This window comes from Candidatus Chloroploca asiatica (assembly GCF_002532075.1).
In the GTDB taxonomy this organism is placed as follows: Bacteria; Chloroflexota; Chloroflexia; order Chloroflexales; family Chloroflexaceae; genus Chloroploca; species Chloroploca asiatica.
The window spans coordinates 163,375-185,541 of record NZ_LYXE01000127.1 but is presented as its reverse complement, the minus strand read 5'-3'; the positions used below and the strand labels follow the sequence as shown (position 1 = coordinate 185,541).

Annotated in this window: 21 protein-coding genes; 6 read left to right on the top strand and 15 right to left on the bottom strand. The window is 58.7% G+C overall.

Annotated features, from left to right (window positions below; all coding sequences use genetic code 11):
* Positions 1–53: 53 nt before the first annotated feature.
* The 8 genes from A9Q02_RS24360 to A9Q02_RS17255 form a co-directional block, all read right to left on the bottom strand.
* Positions 54–2,258 carry a DUF11 domain-containing protein gene (locus tag A9Q02_RS24360; protein WP_097654332.1) on the bottom strand — a complete coding sequence of 735 codons (2,205 nt, stop codon included), beginning with the start codon at positions 2,256–2,258 and terminating at the stop codon, positions 54–56.
* Positions 2,259–2,272: 14 nt separating this feature from the next.
* Positions 2,273–3,175 (bottom strand): sortase, encoded by a 903-nt coding sequence (locus tag A9Q02_RS17285; RefSeq protein WP_097654331.1) that lies wholly within the window; start codon positions 3,173–3,175, stop codon positions 2,273–2,275.
* A gap of 114 nt (positions 3,176–3,289) precedes the next feature.
* The gene (locus tag A9Q02_RS17280; protein ID WP_097654330.1) at positions 3,290–4,438 is read right to left on the bottom strand and encodes a pyridoxal phosphate-dependent aminotransferase; all 1,149 of its coding nucleotides are present in this window, start codon (positions 4,436–4,438) and stop codon (positions 3,290–3,292) included.
* Positions 4,438–5,460, bottom strand: a complete 1,023-nt coding sequence (locus tag A9Q02_RS17275) for an LLM class F420-dependent oxidoreductase (RefSeq protein WP_097654329.1) — start codon at positions 5,458–5,460, stop codon at positions 4,438–4,440. The genes A9Q02_RS17280 and A9Q02_RS17275 overlap by 1 nt, the downstream gene beginning before the upstream one ends.
* A gap of 9 nt (positions 5,461–5,469) precedes the next feature.
* Positions 5,470–6,069, bottom strand: a complete 600-nt coding sequence (locus tag A9Q02_RS17270; protein WP_097654328.1) for an HAS-barrel domain-containing protein — start codon at positions 6,067–6,069, stop codon at positions 5,470–5,472.
* Positions 6,070–6,201: 132 nt separating this feature from the next.
* Positions 6,202–6,576 (bottom strand): RNA recognition motif domain-containing protein, encoded by a 375-nt coding sequence (locus A9Q02_RS17265; protein ID WP_097654327.1) that lies wholly within the window; start codon positions 6,574–6,576, stop codon positions 6,202–6,204.
* A gap of 387 nt (positions 6,577–6,963) precedes the next feature.
* Entirely contained in the window at positions 6,964–7,227 is a 264-nt protein-coding gene (locus tag A9Q02_RS17260) for a hypothetical protein (RefSeq protein WP_097654326.1), read from the bottom strand.
* Between the two features lie 147 nt (positions 7,228–7,374).
* Complete coding sequence (locus tag A9Q02_RS17255) at positions 7,375–7,875, bottom strand: NYN domain-containing protein (protein ID WP_097654325.1); 501 nt, start codon at positions 7,873–7,875, stop codon at positions 7,375–7,377.
* A gap of 95 nt (positions 7,876–7,970) precedes the next feature.
* Between A9Q02_RS17255 and A9Q02_RS17250 the strand changes: the two genes are divergently transcribed.
* The 5 genes from A9Q02_RS17250 to A9Q02_RS17230 all read left to right on the top strand — a co-directional run bounded on the left by A9Q02_RS17250 (position 7,971) and on the right by A9Q02_RS17230 (position 14,629).
* Entirely contained in the window at positions 7,971–9,047 is a 1,077-nt protein-coding gene (locus tag A9Q02_RS17250; protein WP_097654324.1) for a DUF4097 family beta strand repeat-containing protein, read from the top strand.
* Positions 9,048–9,147: 100 nt separating this feature from the next.
* Positions 9,148–11,034 (top strand): selenocysteine-specific translation elongation factor, encoded by a 1,887-nt coding sequence (selB, locus tag A9Q02_RS17245; RefSeq protein WP_245860620.1) that lies wholly within the window; start codon positions 9,148–9,150, stop codon positions 11,032–11,034.
* Positions 11,035–11,081: 47 nt separating this feature from the next.
* Positions 11,082–12,245 (top strand): galactokinase, encoded by a 1,164-nt coding sequence (gene galK / locus A9Q02_RS17240; RefSeq protein ID WP_097654322.1) that lies wholly within the window; start codon positions 11,082–11,084, stop codon positions 12,243–12,245.
* Positions 12,246–12,286: 41 nt separating this feature from the next.
* Positions 12,287–13,237, top strand: coding sequence for an alpha/beta fold hydrolase (locus A9Q02_RS17235; RefSeq protein ID WP_097654321.1), 951 nt, complete (start codon positions 12,287–12,289; stop codon positions 13,235–13,237).
* Between the two features lie 111 nt (positions 13,238–13,348).
* The gene (locus tag A9Q02_RS17230) at positions 13,349–14,629 is read left to right on the top strand and encodes a M16 family metallopeptidase (RefSeq protein WP_097654320.1); all 1,281 of its coding nucleotides are present in this window, start codon (positions 13,349–13,351) and stop codon (positions 14,627–14,629) included.
* Positions 14,630–14,668: 39 nt separating this feature from the next.
* On the opposite strand, the gene A9Q02_RS17225 is transcribed toward A9Q02_RS17230, so the two are convergent.
* From A9Q02_RS17225 to A9Q02_RS17215, 3 genes are read right to left on the bottom strand one after another with little or no spacing between them, the layout of a single operon-like run.
* Complete coding sequence (locus tag A9Q02_RS17225) at positions 14,669–15,904, bottom strand: SPFH domain-containing protein (protein ID WP_097654319.1); 1,236 nt, start codon at positions 15,902–15,904, stop codon at positions 14,669–14,671.
* Positions 15,897–17,441, bottom strand: a complete 1,545-nt coding sequence (locus A9Q02_RS17220) for an SPFH domain-containing protein (protein WP_097654318.1) — start codon at positions 17,439–17,441, stop codon at positions 15,897–15,899. The genes A9Q02_RS17225 and A9Q02_RS17220 overlap by 8 nt, the downstream gene beginning before the upstream one ends.
* A gap of 19 nt (positions 17,442–17,460) precedes the next feature.
* Positions 17,461–18,333 carry an alpha/beta fold hydrolase gene (locus A9Q02_RS17215; protein WP_097654349.1) on the bottom strand — a complete coding sequence of 291 codons (873 nt, stop codon included), beginning with the start codon at positions 18,331–18,333 and terminating at the stop codon, positions 17,461–17,463.
* Between the two features lie 231 nt (positions 18,334–18,564).
* Between A9Q02_RS17215 and A9Q02_RS17210 the strand changes: the two genes are divergently transcribed.
* The gene (locus tag A9Q02_RS17210; RefSeq protein WP_097654317.1) at positions 18,565–18,843 is read left to right on the top strand and encodes an NAD(P)H-dependent oxidoreductase subunit E; all 279 of its coding nucleotides are present in this window, start codon (positions 18,565–18,567) and stop codon (positions 18,841–18,843) included.
* Between the two features lie 81 nt (positions 18,844–18,924).
* Here the strand turns inward: A9Q02_RS17210 and A9Q02_RS17205 are convergent, their stop codons facing one another.
* The 4 genes from A9Q02_RS17205 to A9Q02_RS17190 form a co-directional block, all read right to left on the bottom strand.
* A complete protein-coding gene (locus A9Q02_RS17205; protein WP_245860618.1) occupies positions 18,925–19,641 on the bottom strand; it encodes a glycerophosphodiester phosphodiesterase in 717 nt (238 codons plus the stop codon).
* Positions 19,642–19,728: 87 nt separating this feature from the next.
* Positions 19,729–20,010, bottom strand: a complete 282-nt coding sequence (locus A9Q02_RS17200; RefSeq protein WP_097654316.1) for a hypothetical protein — start codon at positions 20,008–20,010, stop codon at positions 19,729–19,731.
* A 319-nt stretch (positions 20,011–20,329) separates the two neighbouring features.
* Complete coding sequence (locus A9Q02_RS17195) at positions 20,330–21,070, bottom strand: glucosaminidase domain-containing protein (protein WP_097654315.1); 741 nt, start codon at positions 21,068–21,070, stop codon at positions 20,330–20,332.
* Positions 21,071–21,279: 209 nt separating this feature from the next.
* Positions 21,280–22,155, bottom strand: coding sequence for a PIG-L family deacetylase (locus tag A9Q02_RS17190; protein WP_097654314.1), 876 nt, complete (start codon positions 22,153–22,155; stop codon positions 21,280–21,282).
* Between the last annotated feature and the right edge of the window lie 12 nt (positions 22,156–22,167).

Sequence of the window (22,167 nt, the reverse complement as noted above, 5' to 3'; positions counted from 1 at the left end):
GTGGCTGATGGAGAGCAAAGCTCTCCATCAGCCACGGCGTTGAGCGTAGCTCTTTAGATACGTTCTTTAGCCCGGTGCAAACGCCAGGTTCGGGTCAACAGGGTTAGCCCAAGCATCAGCACACCAATTAGCGGGACGCCCGTGCTTGTCTCAGGCAATGGTGAGGTTTCACCTGGGGGTTTGCCGCCCGGTTCAGACGTTGGTTGCGGATCGGGTTGCCCACCGGCTGGCGGGGTCGTGACTGGTGTAGGCGAGGGCGCACCCGGAACCGGGGTGCTGGTTGGCACCTCGGTAGCCCCTGGCGGGACGGGCGATGGCCCCGGATCGGGCGTACTGGTTGGATCAACGGTTGGCGTAAAGGTTGGCACAACCGTCGGTGGCGTACTACCGACAACCTGCACCGAGACAATGTTCGAGAAGAGGTCTTGCGGTCGTCCGGCATAGGTCAGTTGTCCCTGCGCGACCAGCAACGTACCAGCCGTAACACTCGTCTTGATGCGGGTATTGATCGTCAGTTCGACACTCTCACCGGGTTGCAGCACTTCGACTACATGACGGATTTCGTTACCAGTGATGGTCGGATCAGTACCACGGTCGGCCCGTGCGCCAAGCACTTCAAGATTGCTCGGCAAGAGCGTCCGCATATTCACCGTCCGCAGATCATTGGCACCTTCTGCAGCAGCAGGGCGCGTATTGCGCACAACCAGGGTGTAATTGATGATCTGACCAGGATAGGCACTCCCCCAGTCACTTGCCATGCGGAAGAAGACATCGCTTCCTGTCTGGCTTCCCCCCAGTCCTGGCGAAGGCGTCACCGCAGTGGTGGCAGTGGCGGTAACATCAACCGGCGTACTTGTCCGGGCGACACTTCCGCCGACCGTTCCCCCACCAGAAGGGGGGCGTGGGGCCGCAGTTGGGCGGATCACCGTCGGGCCAGGCGGAGGTGGGGCCGGCGTTGGCGGCTCGGTTGGCACGGCAGGCTGAGGTGTTGGCGGAGCCGGCGGGGCTATCGGCAAGGGCGTGGCTGGTGGCGCAGGTTCACCAGCAGGCGGCACAACGACCGGCGGTACCGTCGGATCAACGCCTGGCGGCGTGGTGGGCACAACCCCTGGCGGCGTGGTAGGTGAGGGCAAGAACGGCGTTGTTGGTGACGGCGCCACGGGCGTCGTCGGCGACGGACCAACGGGCGTCGTTGGCGACGGCACCACGGGCGTCGTCGGCGACGGATAGGCCGACGTGGGCGACGGGCTAAGCGGTGTAGGCGAAGGCCCAGGCGTGCCAGCAATAACCGTGATCGAAGCCCCGCTTGTCTCGGCTCCCGGTGCGGTCGCAACATTGCTAATCGTCGTCCCAACCGCAGCACTCGGGCGAACCCGCACTTGCAAGGTGATCGACGCAGCACTGCCACTATTCACCGTCAGATCACAGACAACCGTCTGACCGCCGCTACATGAACCACCACGAACATCAAGCCCGAGGAATTCAAGGTTGGCATCAAGATTGTCTTGCAATCGTACCGCCTGATTGGCCGTGCTCGTCGAAACAACCGAGATGTTGTAACTGAACTGTTGCCCCTGGGCAACCTGCGACGATGAGGCAATCTTGAAGATACTGATACCCGTTGGCGGTACATCACTGGTGGGACTCGGCGCCACCGTAGGGATCGCCGTAAAGGTTGCTGTTGGCGAAGCCGGCTCCGCCGTCGCCGTCGGCGACCCTGGCTCACTCGTCGCCGTCGGCGACCCTGGCTCACTCGTCGCCGTCGGCGACCCTGGCTCCGCCGTCGCCGTCGGCGACCCTGGCTCACTCGTCGCCGTCGGCGACCCTGGCTCCGCCGTTGCCGTCGGCGACCCTGGCTCCGCCGTTGGTGTAGCAGGCTCACCTGTACTCGTGGCACTGGGCGTTCCGGCCAGCGGAGTATTAGTTGGCGTCAAGGTCGGCCCTTGATTCGTACCCGTACCCGAAGGTGAAGGCTGAGGCAGAATCGGATCATTTGTTGGCGTCAAATCAGGCAGTGGTGTCTCAGTTGGTGGTGGCAGCGGCGTATTCGTCGGCGGAAACACAAGATCAGGTGTCGCCGTAGGATTCTCCTGCGCCGGAGCAATAGGCGCGAAAACAAGGCGCGTCGCTTCAGCGTAGAGCGGAAAGGCGATCATCACAATGCTGAGAACAATCAGGCTGATCTCCCATGCCGTCCAGCGAACAGGCCCGCGACCACGGCCTGGTTGAGAGGGGCGTCCCCGTGCAGGAGGTTTCATATCATCTCCTCGGTTCAAGACAGAGGGCTTACATCAATCAAATCGGCAACAACAATCAAACGCTGCGTATCCCAGTTGGTACATGTAATCAAGGTCAAAACTGGCGTGGCGGTCGGATCCATCACTTCAACCTGATGCGGCCAAACATTGTGGGTATGGCGCACCTGGTAAGTATAGCGCCAGTTACTCGTTTCAATGACAACCTGATCACCGGGCTTGAGGCGCCCAAGGTGCCGAAACACCGCCCCTCTGAGCCCAGCGTGCCCCGAGAGCACCGTATTGCCAATGTCGCCGGGCAGTGCACTGCCATGATGAAACCCAGCCGCATACTCGGCTACTTCCCATTCATTATTGCGCACAAAGACTTCATAGACATCCATCTCGGCCCCGAGTGAGGGCATCAAGAGGCGTTGCGGACGGGGATCATCAACCGCCGGGGGCGCACGCATCGTCTGCGGCACAAGAAACTGATCATCGGCCGCAAGTGACGACGGCTCGTCATCCTGATGAATAAAGGGCAGGGGAGCGACCGCCAACGCGTCTGGTTGAACAGATGGCATCGGCGTGCTGAGCGTGGGGCGAGGGGTGCGTTCGATCTGCACCTGGCTCGCGGCAACAGGTTGGGTCTGGCGCAGCATATAGAACCAATCGCGACCATAGCCATCGAGCAACCAGTAGCCAAACGCCATAAAAGCCGCCACAATGAGCACCCGCTCAACGACAAAAAGGGCACGGTCAACCCCGTTACGCAAAAGATAGCCGCGCAGGGCCTCATTACGCTGCTGTGAGACAGAACGCACCCGTGCCGCACGCAGACTCTCACGGCGACTCGGCACGTCACTGGTGAGCAACGTACTCAAGAGTTGAGCATCTTGATCATCCGGCCGAGCGACCGGTGAGGAAACAATTCGCGGCATGGAAACGCCTGGCTGATGAGGTTGAAGACAAGGTGATGGCCTGTCGCCTTGTCTTTCGTTGTGGTAATGATTATACAACCAGGTGTGTACAGATGCAATAGGAGCGCATGAAAATCACGATCTTGTAAGTGCTTGCATCAGACGTGTAAGCCCATCGGCAAACTGAGTCGGCTCGGTCAGGGCAGAAATGAGGAGATGCGTGCCCGCTGCTTCGCCATAAAAATAGCCTGGATGAACCAGCACCCCATGCGCAAGCAAGTGCAACACCAGCGCATCTTCATCCTCCCAGCCGTGTACCGCCGGAAAGAGGTAGTAACCACCATCAGGCGGGCGAAGCGTGATCTGAGGAGCCTGACGAATCGTTGCGATAAACAAGTCAACGTTGGCGCGTACCCGGGCAACCATTGCGTTGACAAAATCCATACCCTGGGCAAAGAGGGCAGGTGCAAGATACTGGGTCAGGCTGTTGGCTCCCAGAAAGGTATCGTTCAACAATTCGAGCCGAGGGAGAAAATGACGCGCCGGTGGATTGAGGGCGATCCAACCCAGTTTGAGATCAGGTAGGGCAAAGAACTTCGAGATACCATTCAGGGTAAAGACCGGCAATTCAGGATGCAACGCGGCGAGCGGTGGGACGTGGGGTTGGGCATACGTAAAGGCAGCAAAGACCTCATCACAAATGAGTGGCAACCCCAGTTCGCGCAGCACCGCCACCGGTTGCTGGATCACCGAGCCAGTCGGATTATGCGGCGAAATGAGGAGAATGGCACGGGTACGCTGGTCAACGGCATCACGGAGTGAGGCCTCATCGATACGCCAGCCGTCTTCTTCACAGAGTTGATAGGGGCGCAACTCAAGATCGCGTAAGGCGGCCAGGTATTCGAAGAGCGGATAGCAAAGACCGGGGGCCAGCAGGTTGTCCCCCGGATCAGCGAGCAACGCAAAAAGCAAGGCGTAGGCTTCACTCGTACTGGCCGTGATGAAGAGATCATCAAGCTCCAGGTGCAGGGCTGGCGTACGCCCGGCATAATAGGCCGCCACCGCAGCGCGCGCCGTTGCACTGCCATGCGGATCAGGCGCATACCGCCGTGACGCCCAGAAGCCCTCGGCAGCCTGCTGCAGCACCTGGGGTGGAAAGATGAGCCCGTGTTCCGTCGGATTGCTACTGCTGAGATCAACGTAGCCCCCGGACGCCTGCTGGTGCAGGCGGGCCAGTTCCAACTCATTCGGGCTCAGATCAAGATCGTCATAGACGCCTGGCATTAGCGATGTACCGTCTGCACCAATTGACGCCAGAAATCATCCATCTGCCCGGGGACAAAGGGTATATAGAGGGCAACGCGATCAAGGAGGCCCTCGTAACGGGCGCGCAGCGCCGCTCCAAGATCGGCAGGGTCAGCCTCAACCGCAAACGTTGCGACCATCTCATCAGTGATCAGTGCGGGCATATCTGTCCAGCGCTGCTGACTGGCGAGCTGCGAGAGTTGTTCACCGACGGCCCCCCACCCGTGGCATTCGAGCACCGGGCGATACGATGGGGTTGAGCCATAGAAGGCAAGTTGCTGACGCACAAAATGGCGCAGGCGCTCACGCTGCTTTGGCTCGGCACCGGTAATCACAAAGCTACTCCCTGCAAGCATACAGGCCGAAGGATCGCGGCCTGCTTTGGCCGCGCCAGCGGCAATCTGAGGGCGTAAAACCTCGGAGAGATAGCGCGCACTATTGAGGGGATGCGCATGAAAGCCATCGCAGAGCTCACCGGCAAGCTGGGCGAGGCCACTATTGACGCCGGCGATATAGATCGGAATCGTCGGATGCTCGATCGGGCCGGGGTTAAAGAAAGGCGACATCAGCGTATGCTGATAGAACTCACCGCGATACCGCAGGGGACCCCCAGTTTGCCAGCAGGTCCAGATCGCCTGTAACGCAAGGATATAATCACGGAGGCGGGCAACAGGCTGATCAAAATTGGCACTGAAGCGACGCTCGATATGGGCACGCACCTGCGTCCCAAGCCCAAGCACAAAGCGTCCCTGACTATAAGCCGCGAGATCCCAGGCAAGCTGGGCCGTAATCATCGGGCTACGGGGAAACGCAATCGCAACGGCGGTACCAAGCGTCATACGGCTGGTATGTTCAGCTGCCAGCACCAGAGGCAAAAAACCATTATGCCCGGTCTCGGGCGTCCAGAGAGCAGCAAAACCAATCGACTCGGCAGCACGGGCAAGTTCAACAGCGGTAGGCAAAGGATTCGCATCTACCGGAACAGCAACATCAAGCAACATAGCTTGCTCCTATGGGCGAATGCGTCGTAGCAACGCCGTCAGGCGGTCGTAATCATCTTTGAGCAGACCGGCCACTTCGCGTCCAGCGCGAAGCAGGTAGGGTTCGCCATCGGGGCGCACACGGGCAAAGCCACGAATCGAGGCAGCCAGCAACTCGTCACCGGGGATCTGGGCAGCAAAGAGCACCCCGCGAAAAAAACTGGTCACCTCACTAAAGCGGATCATCTCAGCAGCGGTTGCGGCATAGACTGAATAATGCACAGGCGGAGGCTGAGGAGGCAAATAGTGGCAGATTTGACCATCCGCAACATAGCCAACGGTCAACGCCGAAAACTCGGTTTGCAACACCTCAGCGAGGTCAGGATGTTCGGCATAGATCTCTTCATCAAACAACTCACGCCCGCTATAGGTACGCCCGCGGACGAGTGCACGACCCCCAGGATCTTTGCTACTGGTACGAATCTCATAGACGAGACCATAGACTTCGAGGGTGGGCTCCCGAGTCACCGCCCGCACCAGGGCACCAAAAGAGGGAGCCTCGAGCAACTCATAGGCACCTGCGGTAAAACGAGTCGTTGACGCTTCAATCACTTCGCCGATGCGTTGCATCTGGGGCACCACGTAAACACAAGGACGAGACGGGAGGTAACTACCCCCCGTCTCGCCTAAGAGAGGCCCGGTAGCCCCGAGGATCCTACCAAAAAGCTGCGCGATCACCTGCACTGGAGCGGGCGACAGAAGCTAGTACCGATCGCCGTAGCCACCACGACCACCACGGCCGCCGCCGCCGCCGCCGCCGCCGTAACCACCACCGCCGCCGCCGCCGCCGTAACCACCACGGCCACCGCCGCCGCCGCCACGGCTGCCACGGTCACGATCCTCAGACTCGTTCACCCGGATCGGACGGCCATTCAACTCCTGGCCATCAGTTGCCCGGATCACGGTATTGACATCATCAACTTCAATCTCAACAAACCCAAACCCACGTGAGCGGCCCGTATCGCGATCAGTGATCACACGAGCGCTCTGCACATCCCCGTGGGGTGCAAAGACTTGCGCCAGATCTTCGTCACCGACACTCCAGGGCAGATTCCCAACAAACAGCTTGACCAGCATCAAAACTACTCCTCTGCGTCTCTACGCAGTGTTGACCGACGTACGGCACCAGACACCGTCGTCTAAAACCCTACTTCCCTATACCTTCCGTACCACCGGCAGCCAATATAACGGCTGTCGCACTCCGGCCATCACAACGTAACACACCCTTCGAGCGAAGAAGTTCCCGCGACCGCTCAGGGGACTAATCAGGAGTCTCTGATGCAAGTCTGGCAGCTATGCAACGTTGGCAAACACCGCAATCATAGCATATTTTTCAAGAATAGCAAGACCTGAATGGGTGCAGAATCCACAGATATAAAAAAACTCAACAGGTAGAACAGGCATTGGCCTGATCACCTCTTGAGTTGCCGCATCATGCGATCACGAACGGTGGTGAAACCCTGATTAAGGCTGATCGGCAATCAGTTCAGCCTGAAGTGCCGCGATGGCCACGCGCACTTGGCGTTCACGCTCTTCGAGCGTTGTTGCCATCGCCCGCGCTGCCGAAAGTTGGGCTGCCAGCGCACCCGAAATAGTCCCCGCTGGCACCTGTACCTGCTCACGTTCAAGACGTCGGACGGCCTGCCGTGCCCGCTCGGTGCTAGGAGCCAACGCATTGAGGCGCAGGCGCAGAGCATCGAGACGCCGCTCGAAATAGACTTTGTTCATAAAAATGCAAGCTCCATAACCCAGCCTCACCAGAAAACATGAGGCCGAACTACTACCGTCCCGCAGAAGTGCCGCGCCGCATTCCGGGTTTGTTAGGTAAAGTATATCACATCTTTTTTATTTTGCACAGGTTTTTTCAAGATCATGTCAATAATTTGCAAAATCTTCGGCGTCATCTTCGTCGATACCAAACAGACGCATCCATTCTTCAATTTCTGCCGCAGTCAAGGGGCGATCATTGCGTTTATCCTGGAGCGAGGCCCGCGGCTGATCGAGTGCAGCCAGGCGGCGTGCAAAGGCTTGCGCCGAGATAACTGGAATGCGCTGGGCCTGGGCAACCCCAACCACCGCGCGATCAGAACTGACAACGAGCCATTCATCGCGCCGTTTGATCGCTCGGATGCGCCGGATCAACAGGGTATCGGCATCAGACGGCGAGCGCGCAAAATGGGCTTCGACACCATAGCCATTTAGATTATCAGGGTGCCCATAGACGCCGCCATCAAAGACGACCACGATTTTGCGGCCACGGCGGCGCGTGGCATAGCGACGCAAGAGCATCACCAGACGGGCCTCATCATCCGGGTCGGCGAGGCTGAAACCAGGCAACTGACCAATCAGGTTGTGTCCGTCAATAAGGATTGGCATATTGCATTGTACCATCATGAGCCAGTTGGAACGCAACACTCAGACCGATCAAGGCGTCCTATGCACAGGGAAGATGCTTTAGTGCGAGGTGTGCTGTGCAAGACAATCCTGAACCTCAATCCTCTTCAGGGTCAGAGGAACGCTATGACCGACGCGGTGAGCAGGCCCGACGCTGGGGGGTTCTGCTGCTCGTCATCGGTGTGATCTGGCTCGTTTTTGCGCTCAGCGCCCGCAACTGGCCCGGGAACTTTATCCTCAGCACCGCTGAACGTAGTCAGGTGATGCTTGAGCAACGCTATGAGGCTAGTACCGTGGTGATCCGCGGCGTCAATGACCAGGTGCAACTGGTGGGCATTGCGGGCAATCAGGTCGAGGTCAATGCACTCCGCCGTGGCTTTGGCTTCACCGAACAGTCCGCAAGTCGGGCACTGGATCGCCTCGAAGTGCAGGCTTCACTCGCGGATGACACGCTCACCCTTGAAGTACGCCGTTCACCATGGAATGGCCTCTCTTTCGGACGTTCGCCCTATGTCGAATTCCGCATCGGGGTACCCGAGGGGGTGCAGGTACAGGCTGAATTGGTGAGTGGTGATGTCCAGGTAGAGGGAGTGCAGGGTGACTTGACCTTGACAACCGTCAGTGGCGATCTTACCGCCACCAATACCAGTGGCGCTATCCAGATCAGCAATACGTCGGGGGATCTGATCGTGCAGAATCATCGTGGCAAGCTGCACCTCAATGGGGTTAGCGGCGATGTGCAGATCAGCGGTCAGCTTGATGCGCCCTTTGTTCGTACCGTTAGTGGCGATGTCGAGGTTGATGGAGCAATCGGGCTTGTTGATGTGCGGACGATTTCGGGTGATATAGAGATCAACGGCCAGGGGCCGATGCATCTGCAGCTTGAAAATACCAGTGGCGACATCGACGTCCGAACTGGGTTGATGCCAGGGGCGGCGCATACCATCAGCAATGCGTCAGGTAGGATCAAGGTACGCCTGGCTGCAAACGAGAATCTCCGCCTTGAGGCCACCACCACGAGCGGTTCGGTGGCGACAAATATTGATGGCCTTGCGCTTGAACGGCGTAGTCTGCGTGGGACGCTGGGCACCGGCGAGACACGTTTGACGATCACAACTGCCTCTGGCAACATTTCGGTTGAGACGCTAGAATAAACCTCAGTACCTTGCTGTACGCAAACCGCTAGTTATGTGGCAGTTTGCGTGCGGCAAGCAAACCAGGGAACCGCAGGCATGCTTTTGAGGGATGCGAGCGATGTTTGTTGTTGGAACCGCAGGCCATGTCGATCACGGGAAATCCACGCTGGTGAAAGCCTTGACGGGCATCGATCCCGATCGCTGGGAAGAAGAACAACGTCGCCAGATGACCATTGATCTCGGGTTTGCCTGGTTGGCCCTCCCCGGCGGGCGCAGGGTTAGCGTGGTGGATGTGCCTGGGCACGAGCGTTTTATCAAGAACATGCTCGCCGGCGTCGGCGGACTCGATGCGGCCCTGCTGATCATTGCCGCCGATGAGTCAATGATGCCCCAGACCCGCGAACATCTGGCAATCCTCGATCTGCTCGATGTCCGCCATGGGGTGGTGGTGCTGACCAAGGCCGATCTGGTTGATGCCGAGTGGCTGGCGCTGGTGCGCGAGGAGGTCACGAGTGAATTGGCGCATACCAGCCTCGCTGACGCTCCGCTGGTGGCGGTGTCCGCCCGGACTGGGGCAGGGCTTGATCAGCTCCGGCAGACGCTGGAACAGGTGCTACAGAGCCTGCCTCCCCGCGCGAAGACCGACGGCATTCCACGCTTGCCAGTTGATCGGTCGTTCACAATTGGCGGCTTTGGCACCGTCGTGACAGGCACCCTCCGCGATGGCTCGTTACGGGTTGGTGACGAGGTTGTTGTCTTGCCTTCTGGGTTGACTGGGCGCATTCGTGGTCTACAGATCCATTATGATAAGGTTGAAGTGGTTGCGCCTGGAACGCGTGTCGCGGTGAATCTAGCCGGCATTCATCATAGCGAGGTCAAGCGTGGTGATGTCCTGGTGCCTGCCGGGACGTTGCAGCCAACGCGATTGATCGATCTGCACCTGCGCGTTCTCGCTGATGCGCCGGGACCACTCGAACAGAATTGCAGCCTCGATCTCTTCACGGGCGCAAGTGAGGTGCCCTGTCGCCTGACCCTGCTTGATACCGAGCAACTTGCGCCTGGCAGCAGCGGGTGGGCGCAAGTACGCCTCGAAGTGCCGGTCGTCGTCGTGCGCGATGACCATTGCATCCTGCGCATTGCCTCGCCGAGCCGCACGGTCGCCGGGGGCATGGTCGTTGATCCCTTCCCGGTGCGCCACCGCCGCTTTCGCACCGAGGTCATCGCCGCCCTCGAGACGCTGGCCCGCGGCGACCCCGCCGAACTGGTGCTCCAAATGCTCGGCACTGATCCGCCGCGACCCTGGGACGAGGTCGCCAGAGCGGTGGGCCTGCCCGACGAGCAGATGCACTCGTTGGTCAGCGATCTCGTGGCGAGCGGACGGGTGCTGACGATACCGGCTCTTCATATAGGTGAAAAAGCCGCCCCCTTGGCCGACATCTTGCTGGTGACAGCAACAGGCTGGCAGGGACTCGCGACTCGTCTGGTGCCACCGGTGCGCGCCTATCATACGCGCTTTCCGCTGCGCCGAGGGATGCCCCGCGAAGAACTTCGCCAAAAATTGCGCCTCGCGCCACGTCTGATCGGTGGTATCGTTGACGAGGCCATACGATGCGAGATCATTGCCGCTGACGAAACAAGCGTCTGGCTGGTGGGACACGACCCACAACTTGCGGCGCATCAGCAACGTGCGGTGGCAACGACGCTCGCGGCAATGCGACGCACCCCGTACAGTCCGCCCCTCCCCGATCTTGACCCCGAAGTGCTGGCGTGGGTGGTTCAACAGCAGATGCTCGTGCGCATAGCCCCTGATCTCTACTTGCTCCCCGAAACCTATGCTGAACTGGTCAACTGGGTGCTCACGATACTCCAGGCCGAAGGCAGCCTGACGGTAGGGCAGTTGCGCGACCACTTTGGCAGCACCCGCCGTTATGCGCTGGCCCTCCTTGAGCATCTCGACGAGCGCAAACTGACGCGCCGCGTCGGCGAACGACGCGAGCTCGCGTGATGTGGTAGACTATGCCGTGTGGCAACGGGCTGACAAGGGAGCAAGGCATGGACACGTTCGGGGAACCTGGTGAAGCGTTTGCGGCCCATTTTGGCAGCGAACCCGCGATGCTGGTACGCGCACCTGGGCGTGTCAATCTGATTGGTGAGCATACTGATTACAACGATGGCTTTGTCTTGCCGATGGCGATTGACCGGGCGACCCTTGTTGTGGCCCGGCCCCGTAGCGATCAGATGGTACGGGTCTATAGCACTAGTATGCAGGCCGAAGACCAGTTCAGCCTTGAGACGCTCGAACGAAGCCAGACACACCCATGGAGCAACTATATTCGTGGGATGCTCAAGTCGATGCTTGCCCGTGATCTGCATATCCAGGGCGCGGATCTACTGATCACCGGCGATCTGCCGGTCGGTGGTGGGCTTTCTTCCTCGGCGTCCCTGGCGATTGGGGTTGGCTACACCTTTCAGTTGCTCAACGATCTCAACTTGCTCGGCGAAGAGTTGGCGCTGCTCGCCCAGGGGGCCGAACAGAGTTTTGTGGGTACCCAGTGCGGCATCATGGATCAGTTTGTTGTCACGCTCGGGCGGGCAGGCCACGCGATGTTGCTCGATTGTCGCGATCTAAGCTATCGTACCATCCCGTTGCCCACCGAGGCCAGGGTGGTTGTCTGTGATAGCGGGGTGCGGCATGAGCTCGTCGCTTCGGCGTACAACGAACGGCGTGAGGCCTGCCACGAAGCCGTACGACGTTTGCGCACCCGTCTGCCCAAGCTGATGGCCCTCCGCGATCTCACACCGGCACAATTGCAGGAACACGCCGATCTGCTCACGGGGAAACTGCTGCCCAGGGTTCGCCATGTTGTCACCGAGATTAGTCGCACGGTTCATGCCGCCGCAGCGATGGAACAGGACGATCTGGCAGGCTTTGGACAACTGATGAACGCATCGCACGCAAGCCTGCGCGACGATTACGAGGTGAGCATTCCCGAGCTTGACACCCTGGTTGAACTGGCCTGCGCCTTGCCAGGCTGCTACGGTTCACGGATGACCGGGGGCGGCTTTGGGGGGAGCACCGTCAGTCTGGTGGCCCACGATGCGGTGCCAGCCTTTGCAACGGAACTACGGGCAGGCTACCAGGCCCACACCGGGCGCGAAGCCCACACCCTGGTCTGCACACCCGCCGAGGGCGTCCGCCTGATTGCCATTGCCTGATGCGCCAATGCATGGCGCTTTGCATATGAAAGCCCTACCTAATGCCCCAAAACACCCCGCAACAAGACCAGGCTTTCCGCCGTCGCCTCGAAATTGGCGGAGCCTTTTCGCGTGTGCTGATCCCGCTAAGTCTCGGCATCACGCGACGCGCCCTGCTCCGCGCTGGCGTGAGCAGCCACGAACGCCGCCTAGCAGGCATTCTGAGCCACTACTACTACGCGCCTGCGCACCGCAAAGCGGTGACGAGCCACCCGCTAGTTCTTATTCACGGCATTGCCGATAATGCACTGACCTGGGCCTTCACTATGCGCGGTATGACAAAAATCGGGCCAGTCTATGCGCTTGATTTACCCGGCTTCGGCCAGAGTGGCTACCCACCAGGGCGCCGTTTTGCGACCATTGCCGAGCAGGTGGACGTGATTCAGGCGCTGATCCGCGAGGTCATCGGCCAACCCGCGATCCTGGTCGGCAACTCGATGGGCGGATGGGTTGCCGCGCGACTCGCCGAACAGACGCCCGAGTTGACGCGGGGCATTGTCTTGCTCGACCCCGGTGGAGCGCAACTGAACGGGCGACCTTCGTGGGAAAATTTTGTAGCAACGGTGAGCGTCCCCGATTTGGCAACGGTTCGCCGCATCTACCGCCAGATGTTCGGGCGCATTCCGCTGGCCCTCTATCTAGGACAGGCCAGTTTCCGCGATCTCTTCGCACGCGATGCCGTGCGGCAATTTATTGAGGCGGCGAGCGAAGATGACTTCTTCACCTCCGAAGACCTGCGAAGCATCACTGTCCCAACCATGCTGATCTGGGGCGACCGCGACCGTTTTTTACCCGAAGGATCATTTGAGTTCTTCCGTGACAACATGCCGCAGGCCGAATTGCACGTCCTCAAAGGGTCCGGTCACCTGCCCCAACGCGAACAACCGCGGCGACTAGTTCGCCTTGTGCGTTCATTTGCCCTCAAGCAGGGCGTGCCTGCCAGCGGGAGGTAGAGGCCTGCAGCCCACACGTCGCTTTGCTGTGTTCAGAAAAAAGCCAGCGACGCTGGCTTTTTTCTGAACACAGCAAGAGGTTTGAGGCGTCAGCCTTCATAAGGAAAAGAGATGAAAATTCACGCCCACACACTCGCCAATGGCATGCTCGTCTTGATTCGCGAAGTTCATAGCGCCCCGGTCGCCACTAGTTGGATCTGGTATCGCGTGGGGAGTCGCAACGAGCCAACGGGTCAAACGGGGATTTCGCACTGGGTTGAGCATATGCTCTTTAAGGGGACGCCAGCCGTCCCCAGGGGGGAACTTGATCGCCTGATTGCCCGCAATGGCGGCACCTTCAACGGGTTTACCTGGGTGGATTATACGGCCTACTACGAGACTTTGCCGGCTGATCGCATCGAACTCGCCCTGCGTCTCGAAGCTGACCGCATGGTCAATGCTCTCTTTGAACCTGACGAAGTTGAAAGTGAACGCACGGTCATTATCGCCGAGCTCGAAGGGGCCGCAAACTACCCGGAAACGTGGCTCGATGAGGCGGTGAAGGCCAGTGCCTTCACGGCTCACCCGTACCACAACCCGGTCATTGGCTACAAAAGCGATCTCCTCGCCATGACCCGCGACGAACTCTACACCTATTACCAGACCTTCTATATGCCGAAGAATGCGGTGCTGGTGATCGTCGGCGACGTTGACACCGACACCATCCTGCGTCAGGCCGAAACCCATTTCGGGTCACTGCCGTCAGGTCCGTCCTTGCCTTCGGTACGCGCCGTCGAACCAGAACCACAGGGGGAACGGCGCCTTGTGATCCGTCGCCCCGGGCCAGCCGAATATGTGCAGATCGGTTTTCTTGCGCCTGATTGCCGTCACCCCGACTTTGCCGCTACGGTAGTCCTTGATGCCGTGTTGAGTGGGGCGAAAGCGCCTAGTTTTATGGGGGGCGGTGCGCCAACCAACCGGAGCGCCCGGATCTACCAGGGCCTGGTCGAGACCGAGTTGGCTGCCGCTGCGTGGAGCAGTTTTATGCCCACCCGCGACCCCTATCTCTTTGAACTGAGTGCCATTGTGAGTGAAGCCCATAGCGCCAAAGAGGTCGAAGCGGCGCTGCTGCACGAACTGGTGAAGATCCAGCAAGACGGCATCACCCCCAACGAACTCGCACGGGTTCTCAAGCAGATGCGAGCCCAGATTGCCTACAGCCTCGAAAGCGTGACCAATCAAGCCTTGCAAATCGGCATGTGGGAAGTGCTCGATAGCTACCAGCGCGGCGAGACCCTGCTTGAAGAACTTGCCACTGTCGAGGCTGCCGACGTGCAGCGCGTCGCACAGACCTATTTGACCAGCAAGCGTAGTGTGATCGGGACTTTTCTGCCTACGACAGAGGAGCAATAGGCTCCTCTGTCGTAGGCAGATAAAGGGAAGCCTGCGGCCCTACTTCTCTTCGGCAGATGACTCCGCCAGGAGTTTGGGCAGCATCTGGGCAAGGATGAGGGTGCTCAGGGCAGACTGTTCGCCGTTATTGCCCTGGATAAAAACCGGGCGTGGTGCATTACGCACAAGGGCTTCGGCGACCTGGATGCGCCGGAGGGCCAGTTCATACTGCAGGACAGCGCGATTATCCTGGTAGGCTTGACCAAGATATTCGAGGCCACGGGCTTCATTTTCGGCTTGCTTGAGGGTGGCCCGCCCACGGGCCTCGATCTCCCAGCGCACACGTTGCGCCTCGGTCTCTTTCTGCTGAATAGCGCGCGCCACATCTTCACGGGCTTTGTTGACGGCGGCTCGTACCTCAACGAGGCGAGCATCTCGCACCTTTTTGGCCCGCTCGATCTCCATCAGCAAGCTATCGGCGCGCTGACGCCGTACCAATTCCCATTCGCGGGCATAGGCTTCGAGCTCCTTTGAAACACGCTCACGTGTCGCAAGGTGCTGCTGGTACTGGTCGGGCAACTGCACATCGGGGATGTTCGCCCCAGTAATGCGCACGCCATACCGCGCCAGCAGACGATTCAGGCTCTGTTGCATATCGCCAACATCTGAACCGCGCAGGTCATAGGCACGCTCGGTTTCAACCTGACGTGAACGCTGCCGAATCGCATCTTGTACCGCACTACTGAGCACCATATCGAAATTGCTTGCCCCAATATTGCGCACAAAAGCAACCGGATCTTCGATGCGGAATTTCAGGAAGAATTCAATCGACTTGAGCGGCACATTTTCGCGGGTCGGACTCGAAAGCACCGGGGCCGTATAGGGGATTTCGGTGCTTGTATCCACAACGGCCTCAACCTTTTCCCAGGGCCACCAGAGATAGTGCAGACCAGGATCGAGTGTACCAACAATACGCCCCCAACGCGAATAGACGGCCGTGGTGCCCTGTTCAATCTCGATCATCGCCGTACGCCAGAGCGTCACCCCGGCGATCAAGAGGAACAGCAACGCAAGCGGAGCGGTGAGAAGAGCCAGTCCGATGCCGCCAAACAGGGCGACCCCCACAAAATAGAGGCCGGCTGCCAACCATGCCAGCCACACCGCCCGCCGCCGATCCTTCGGAATGACCACAGGCACGACCTGGCCGCCCTCGCCCGAGCGGAGCAACTCACGGATGCGCCCCCAGGTCGCGACGGCCTCGCGCACTTTGGAAAAATCACGTCGTGGTTCAGTCACGGGTCTCACCTCCTCCAGGCAGGGGGGCCATCGCCGTCGTTGTCTCATCGGCAATCAACTGACGCAACTGCACATTCCTGGTCTTGATGCGCGCCTTGATCTCATTGAGGCGACGGGTAATCGCCTGAACTTCCTCGGGGCTATAGAGCGGATCATCGGCAATGCCAAGCATCTTGCGGGCGGTCTCAAGAAAATCAATCACCTGATTATCGCCACCCGTCTGGATCACCTGGGGCAAATGCTCAGCGACAGCTTCGAGGCGGTCAAGCACCTCGCGCTGGTAGCGGTACTGCAGAATCGCGGGATGGGCAGCCGCACCAACAGCACGAATATCGAGCGCTTGAGCTTCGAGCAGCGCCGCATTCGCCCGTGCCGCACTCTCGGCCTCACTCAACAACTGACTGGCATAAGCACTGGCGCGATAGCTCTCTTTTTCGCCTGCCGTATCAATTTGCGCCTGATAGGTCGCAATCTCGGCGCGAATCGCCGAAAGTTGCTCACGGAGACCAGCGAGCTCGCGGTTGAGATCGCCTTCGTCCTGTTCTTTACGCAACTGCAACTCGTACTGATAGGTATACGCCTCTTTTGCGACCCGCACCATCTCGGGGGCCGCGAGATCCATGCGATACTCCTGGCTTGACGGCTCGGCGTGGGTAATATTCGCATTGACAAAACGCACCGCCGGCAGAAACTGCTGATTCAGCGTATCAATGACCGTCTGGGTACTCTCACCGACGAGATCATAGATCGCGGCGGCCTTCTGCTCGTAGATCAAGGCCCGGGTCACCTCACTGACGGCGCTCTGCAACTTTTCTTGAAAGCCGCGTGCGCCGCCGAGGGTAAAGATAAACGCCGGCGGATCCTCGATCTTAAACTGCAAAAAGAGATCAACTGATGCATTGACCCGACTCGCCGTCGGAGCCTCACGGATCGGAGCATTGTAGGGATACTCGCGGGTCGTATTGACGATATAGCTCACCCGCGCAAAGGGATCGAGGATCATCGTACGACCGGCGGGGGCAACCCGTTCGAGCTTACCAAAGCGGGTAATCAGGGCCTGACACCCATCGGGCACCATGACATAGCTATTACGCCAGAGATTGTAGGCGACATAGCCAAAGAGCACGAGCCAATAGTGGGGGCCAAAGAGCGCCCACCCCAGATTGCCCTGCCCAAAAACAAGATTGGTTGCCGCATCAACCAGCGCCGTCATCGCCAACCCAACGACGCCCAGCAAAGCAAAGAAACCGGCAATCAGCAGCCAGAAGAGCGACCGCGGATCACGCGGAATCACGACAGGCGAGATCACATTCGTAAACTGACCCGACGCAAGATCGCGCTGGGGAAAACTACGATTCACCGTCTCGGCGGCCTCATCGAGCGGCGTCGTCATCTGCTCGATACGGGTACCTGCCGACTCACCCACACTGCGGGGCGAAAGAAAATCAGCCGCATCAAGACGAAACTGTTCGATCTGCTCAGCACCGATCAGATCCTGAGCAAAATCGAGCACACGCCGTGCATTTGCGTTTGTCATAGAACCTCACCATCCAAGCTCAAAGATCTGCTGCGGAACGCAGAAACCTCCGCACAGCCTTTTCAAAAGCATACGGGCGTTCATCCATTGGATTATGCAACGCACCAGAAACTTGATGATAGCTGGCACCAGGGATCAGGTCAGCGAGGCGGTGGGAATTGGCCGGAGGCACCAGACTATCAAATTGACCTGAGAGCACAAGCGTAGGCACCGCAATCTGGGCGAGGCGATCGCCAGTCTGGGTTGCAAAGAGCGAACGATAGACACGGTGCAAGCCTTCAGGTTCAAACATCGCCAGATAGGACGAACGGCGCAACCAAGGGCGAATCCAGCCCCCACCGTGTTCGTGGGGAATGCGGAGACTGAGGGGGCGCGCACGACGCCCAATCAACTGGGTCAGGCGTAACAGACCCCAGCCAAGTTGCGGCAAGAGGTAGACCCGGGCATAGATAGGCATCAGATGGGCATCAACCGCCGCATCCACGAGCACCAGGCGATGGACAAGGTCGGGATGCGCCAGGGTCAACTCGGCAGCAATCGCCCCGCCCATCGAATGGCCCATCAAGATGATCTCGGTCAAACCGAGATCGGCGCAAAACTGGGCCACAACGTCAGCAAGCAACGGAATCGTGTGCGCCCCTCCCAAGGGCGAATCGCCATGACCAGGCACATCCAGGGCAAAACAACGGTGATCGCGCCCCAGGCCACGCAGCGTGCTCCACCAGAGTTCTTTGAAAGCCCCCCACCCGTGCAGCATCACAACGGGCGGCCCGGTCTCACCGGCACAGAGATAGGCCAGGCGAGGATGGGGATGGAGGCACGAGCGGATCGCGGCCGGAGGCAGATCCGTCGCCAGTGCAACGCGGCCATTGTTGTCATTGCGAGCAGCCATATGCTGCATTATAGCAAGCCTGGCTTCCGCTCTCCATGATAATTAACCGTGCAAAAGTATTGCAAAGTATTGACAGACAGTGTACAATAGAAAAAGACAAAGGGTAGGGTTGTGATTTCGAAAGAATTTCCTTATAATACTCACGCAACCACCACCACATTCATCAGCAGCAGAGGATAGTTCGAGGTTCAGCCTGATGCGCCCATCGGACTGGTACCAGGGAAGGGATGTATGCCCGTTCAACTTACGATGTGCAGGTTCTGCATCCGCAGCCGACCTGAAGTGCAGCGCACCGTTGCCCAACTCGTCAAAGAGTTTCCAAATCAGATCGAAGTGGAAGAACTCGACTGCATAGCAGCATGTGACGATGTACCGGCCATCATGATCGAAACTGACTATCACCCGCAAGTCGCGCCTTGTGAGCTAGCTCGCCTCATCCGTGAGCGTTTGAGCCCTCAGGCAACCTCGGCGCACCCTGTTGGGGTACCTGCACCATACCCACCTGCATAAGGGGAGCTTCAAGGCATCCAGAAGCACAAAAAGGCCAGCAAAGCTGGCCTTTTTGTCTTTCTCAAAGAGCCCGGTGGATGTTCACGCCAATGTCGCGCTGGCGAGATCAGGGCGATTCGTAATAATTCCCTGGACACCCAGGGCCGCCAGTTGGCGCATACGCTGAGGCGCATCAACGGTCCAGACATTGACCTGATAGCCAGCCTTGCGCACAAGCGGAATAATCCGGTCAACGAGGGGCAATTCGTGCGAGGGATGCCAGGCGGCGACCGCAAAGCGCCGCAGGGCCAGAAAAGGCCACAACTCGCGAAGACGCACATCAGGGCGATAGGTACGGGTTCCCATCAAATACGCCCGACGCACCACCGGATCCGCCGTTTGCACCTCACGCAGGGCCACAGGGACAAACGAAGAGACGATCACCTGATCAACGAGGCGGGCTTGACGCACCAGATGGACGCACTGCCTTCCTATACCGACAGCCTTGAGTTCAATGTTCAGAGCAATGCCGGTCGTAGCGGCAAAAGCAAGCACCTCCTCGAGGATGGGCACCCGTTCGCCGCCGATATCAAGCGCTTGCAATTCAGCCAAACGACACGTTGTAACCGGACGCGGGCGGCCATCCCAGCGCTCGGTTGTATCATCGTGAAAGACCGCGAGATACCCATCAGCGGTGGGTTGCACATCCAATTCGATCATGCCGGCCCCCTGGCGATAGGCCAGTTCGAACGCAGCCATCGTATTCTCGGGTGCATAGGCTGAGGCACCACGGTGAGCAATAATCAGTGGCATAGGCATAAGGCACACAAAAAGACCATGAAGGTGTAACGTGGTAAAAATCAAACGAAACACACTTCATGGTCTTAAAATATTTTGAGGAGGTCGCTAAACCGACAACTCGGCAGAAGCGGCAATTGCCAATTCAGCCTGTCGAGCTTCTTCATCAAGCATCGGATTCAACATGCGCTGCATCGCCATCACGTGTGCGCAGGTTCCCCACGTCTGAAAGAACGAACAATCGCAGTTCCAGTGGCCTTCGCGCAGCACCACTTCGTGATTGCTATTGCCCCCGTTAAAGTTCGCACGCAACTCGACAAATTTCACCCGATCAGGTTCAGCAGCGTAACGGCGGGCCTTTTCAATCTTGCCGATCAGATCTGACTGCATTTCGTGCCTCCTGTACTTCCTGAACTCCCATGTCCAGATATGCGGAGCGTAAACAAAACAACAGGGGCGGCAGCAGGACATTATCCCGCGCCGCCCCTTAGGAAATCAGCTCTTTTGTCAGTTTTGCCGCCATGGTGGCTCCTTGATCAAAAGTTAAGCAACCCTTAACATAAACTTATTATACGAGTGTGCGTGAGGCACGTCAAGGAGCAATTCAACGACCATAGAGGAAAGCAATTCAGCTTCCTAATAAGCGACAACGCCCCGCTAGGCGGTAGGATAATCAGTGAAGATTTGCGCATTAAACGGTTGGCCGACGTTAACTTTGACGCATCCGGCGGGCGAGATCGAGAATGCGTTGCCCATACTCAGTCCCAGGAACAGCCCAGATACCATTGAGCCCAATGATCGTCGGAGCGATGCCACGGATACGGGCAGCGAGTGGTCGGATGGCGAGCGCATAGTCAATCAACTCACGCTGATAGGGGGTCGCCGCCCAATCAGGCAAAGCATAGGCAAGGAGGCGCCCCAGATGGGCCCGCACCGAGAAGCTATCCCAGGCCGCAAAACTCGCCCCTTCCCGCCAGCGGCTTCCATCCCAGGCCCAGTTCACGCCAGGCGGATTGTCAGGCGTGCCATCACGCACGGCCCCGGTGACAGCAATGCCAGCAGGATTCCGGCGCGGACGATCACACCACCACGAGGTCAGACTGCCTGTTTCATGGGCGCACTGCGCAAGCGCAAGAAACCAGTCAACCCCAGCTTCATTGCCAATTCGCTCATAGGCCCCGACAATCTGCAACAGATCGTAATGAGTATAGATTGTTGAACGAGCATGGAACCATGCGATCGCCTGATCAAACCGTCCCGACGGGCCAGCAACGATCCAGCCCTCATCATTGGGCCATGATCCCGAATGTGCGGCAGCAGGGTGATGCACCAACGGCAGATAGGCTTGATGAGAGGAAGCTGAAGCAGCATCTGCCGTACGATGCTGGGCCACTGCGCCCACTGTCCCTGCGGCGAGCATCAAGCGGAGAAACTGTCGTCGCGTTGTCATAGGAGGAGCCTCTAGCTATGTCTTTGATCCAAGGATACGTATTGAATCAAACGTCTCAGGAGGCTCAACCTGGATGATAAGAAGCTGGTAACTAGCTCAATCTAGCTGCCAGTGGGGTTTTGGGGGCCTACGGCCCTGCAAGAATCGCACGTATGCGAGCCAAAACGACCACTGAAACTGGTCGTTTTGGCTCGCATACACACAAGTTTTCAGATCGAGACCCCGGCAAAAAGATCTGTTTCATGCAGATTGGCTTCAGGCTCAGGATAGGCGCGCATAAAGGTATCACGGCCCCCAAAGAGGCGGGCAAAGATGGCAAAGAAGCTGCCCCCAAAATTGGTTCCGCCCTGACTCGCGTGGCACCGCGCTGCAGCCATGCGCGCCTGGGCCAGCGGGAGGTAGTCGACCTGGGCATGTACCGGGAAATCGACTTCGGCAAGCGAGACAAGGTCAACATCGTGGTTCCGTCCAAACCGGCGTGGATCACGGCCAAAGAGGGGCATAAGCCGCACAAAGATGCGCAAGAGACGGCGGGGAATCGTTTGAAAATAGAGTTTTTGGGGCTGCCAGGGAGGCAGATCGCCAGGGAAGCGGGCAGGATCGCCAGCAGCATAGAATGCAGCGACGGTCGCCTGATGAATCGCAATATGATCCGGATGCCGGTAGCCGCCAATCGGATCAAAGGTCACAACAACATGGGGGCGCAAGCGGCGAATATCTTCAACCACCCGGGCGGTGACCTGCTCAAGGGGTTGTGCGGCCAGCGCCTCGGGATGGTGGTTGGCAGGAGTATCAGGCATCCCCGAGTCGCGATAGCCAAGCAACGTGACACTGGTCAACCCAAGTGCTTGCGCAGCACAGGCAAGTTCCGCCTCGCGGCGTGCGGCAAGTGACGGATAGCCAACCAGAAACTCAGGGTCAGCCGCACCCTCTTCGCCACCAGTGGCACAGATCAGGTGAACATGCGCCCCCATCCACGCATAGGCGGCCAGCGTTCCGCCGATCCCAAACGACTCGTCATCAGGATGCGCGAGCACGGCAAGCAAGGTTGGGCGAATACCATCTATGTTTGATAAAGTAGACATTCTTTTGCTTTC

Coding starts and splice junctions, on each gene's coding strand:
- A9Q02_RS17235 (WP_097654321.1), top strand. CDS start 12,287: ATGCCCCAAAACACCCCGCAACAAGACCAGGCTTTCCGCCGTCGCCTC.
- A9Q02_RS17285 (WP_097654331.1), bottom strand. CDS start 3,175: ATGCCGCGAATTGTTTCCTCACCGGTCGCTCGGCCGGATGATCAAGAT.
- A9Q02_RS17215 (WP_097654349.1), bottom strand. CDS start 18,333: ATGGCTGCTCGCAATGACAACAATGGCCGCGTTGCACTGGCGACGGAT.
- A9Q02_RS17265 (WP_097654327.1), bottom strand. CDS start 6,576: ATGCTGGTCAAGCTGTTTGTTGGGAATCTGCCCTGGAGTGTCGGTGAC.
- selB (WP_245860620.1), top strand. CDS start 9,148: ATGTTTGTTGTTGGAACCGCAGGCCATGTCGATCACGGGAAATCCACG.
- A9Q02_RS17270 (WP_097654328.1), bottom strand. CDS start 6,069: ATGCAACGCATCGGCGAAGTGATTGAAGCGTCAACGACTCGTTTTACC.
- galK (WP_097654322.1), top strand. CDS start 11,082: ATGGACACGTTCGGGGAACCTGGTGAAGCGTTTGCGGCCCATTTTGGC.
- A9Q02_RS17200 (WP_097654316.1), bottom strand. CDS start 20,010: ATGCAGTCAGATCTGATCGGCAAGATTGAAAAGGCCCGCCGTTACGCT.
- A9Q02_RS24360 (WP_097654332.1), bottom strand. CDS start 2,258: ATGAAACCTCCTGCACGGGGACGCCCCTCTCAACCAGGCCGTGGTCGC.
- A9Q02_RS17260 (WP_097654326.1), bottom strand. CDS start 7,227: ATGAACAAAGTCTATTTCGAGCGGCGTCTCGATGCTCTGCGCCTGCGC.
- A9Q02_RS17255 (WP_097654325.1), bottom strand. CDS start 7,875: ATGCCAATCCTTATTGACGGACACAACCTGATTGGTCAGTTGCCTGGT.
- A9Q02_RS17220 (WP_097654318.1), bottom strand. CDS start 17,441: ATGACAAACGCAAATGCACGGCGTGTGCTCGATTTTGCTCAGGATCTG.
- A9Q02_RS17280 (WP_097654330.1), bottom strand. CDS start 4,438: ATGCCAGGCGTCTATGACGATCTTGATCTGAGCCCGAATGAGTTGGAA.
- A9Q02_RS17210 (WP_097654317.1), top strand. CDS start 18,565: ATGCCCGTTCAACTTACGATGTGCAGGTTCTGCATCCGCAGCCGACCT.
- A9Q02_RS17230 (WP_097654320.1), top strand. CDS start 13,349: ATGAAAATTCACGCCCACACACTCGCCAATGGCATGCTCGTCTTGATT.
- A9Q02_RS17205 (WP_245860618.1), bottom strand. CDS start 19,641: ATGCCTATGCCACTGATTATTGCTCACCGTGGTGCCTCAGCCTATGCA.
- A9Q02_RS17190 (WP_097654314.1), bottom strand. CDS start 22,155: ATGTCTACTTTATCAAACATAGATGGTATTCGCCCAACCTTGCTTGCC.
- A9Q02_RS17275 (WP_097654329.1), bottom strand. CDS start 5,460: ATGTTGCTTGATGTTGCTGTTCCGGTAGATGCGAATCCTTTGCCTACC.
- A9Q02_RS17195 (WP_097654315.1), bottom strand. CDS start 21,070: ATGACAACGCGACGACAGTTTCTCCGCTTGATGCTCGCCGCAGGGACA.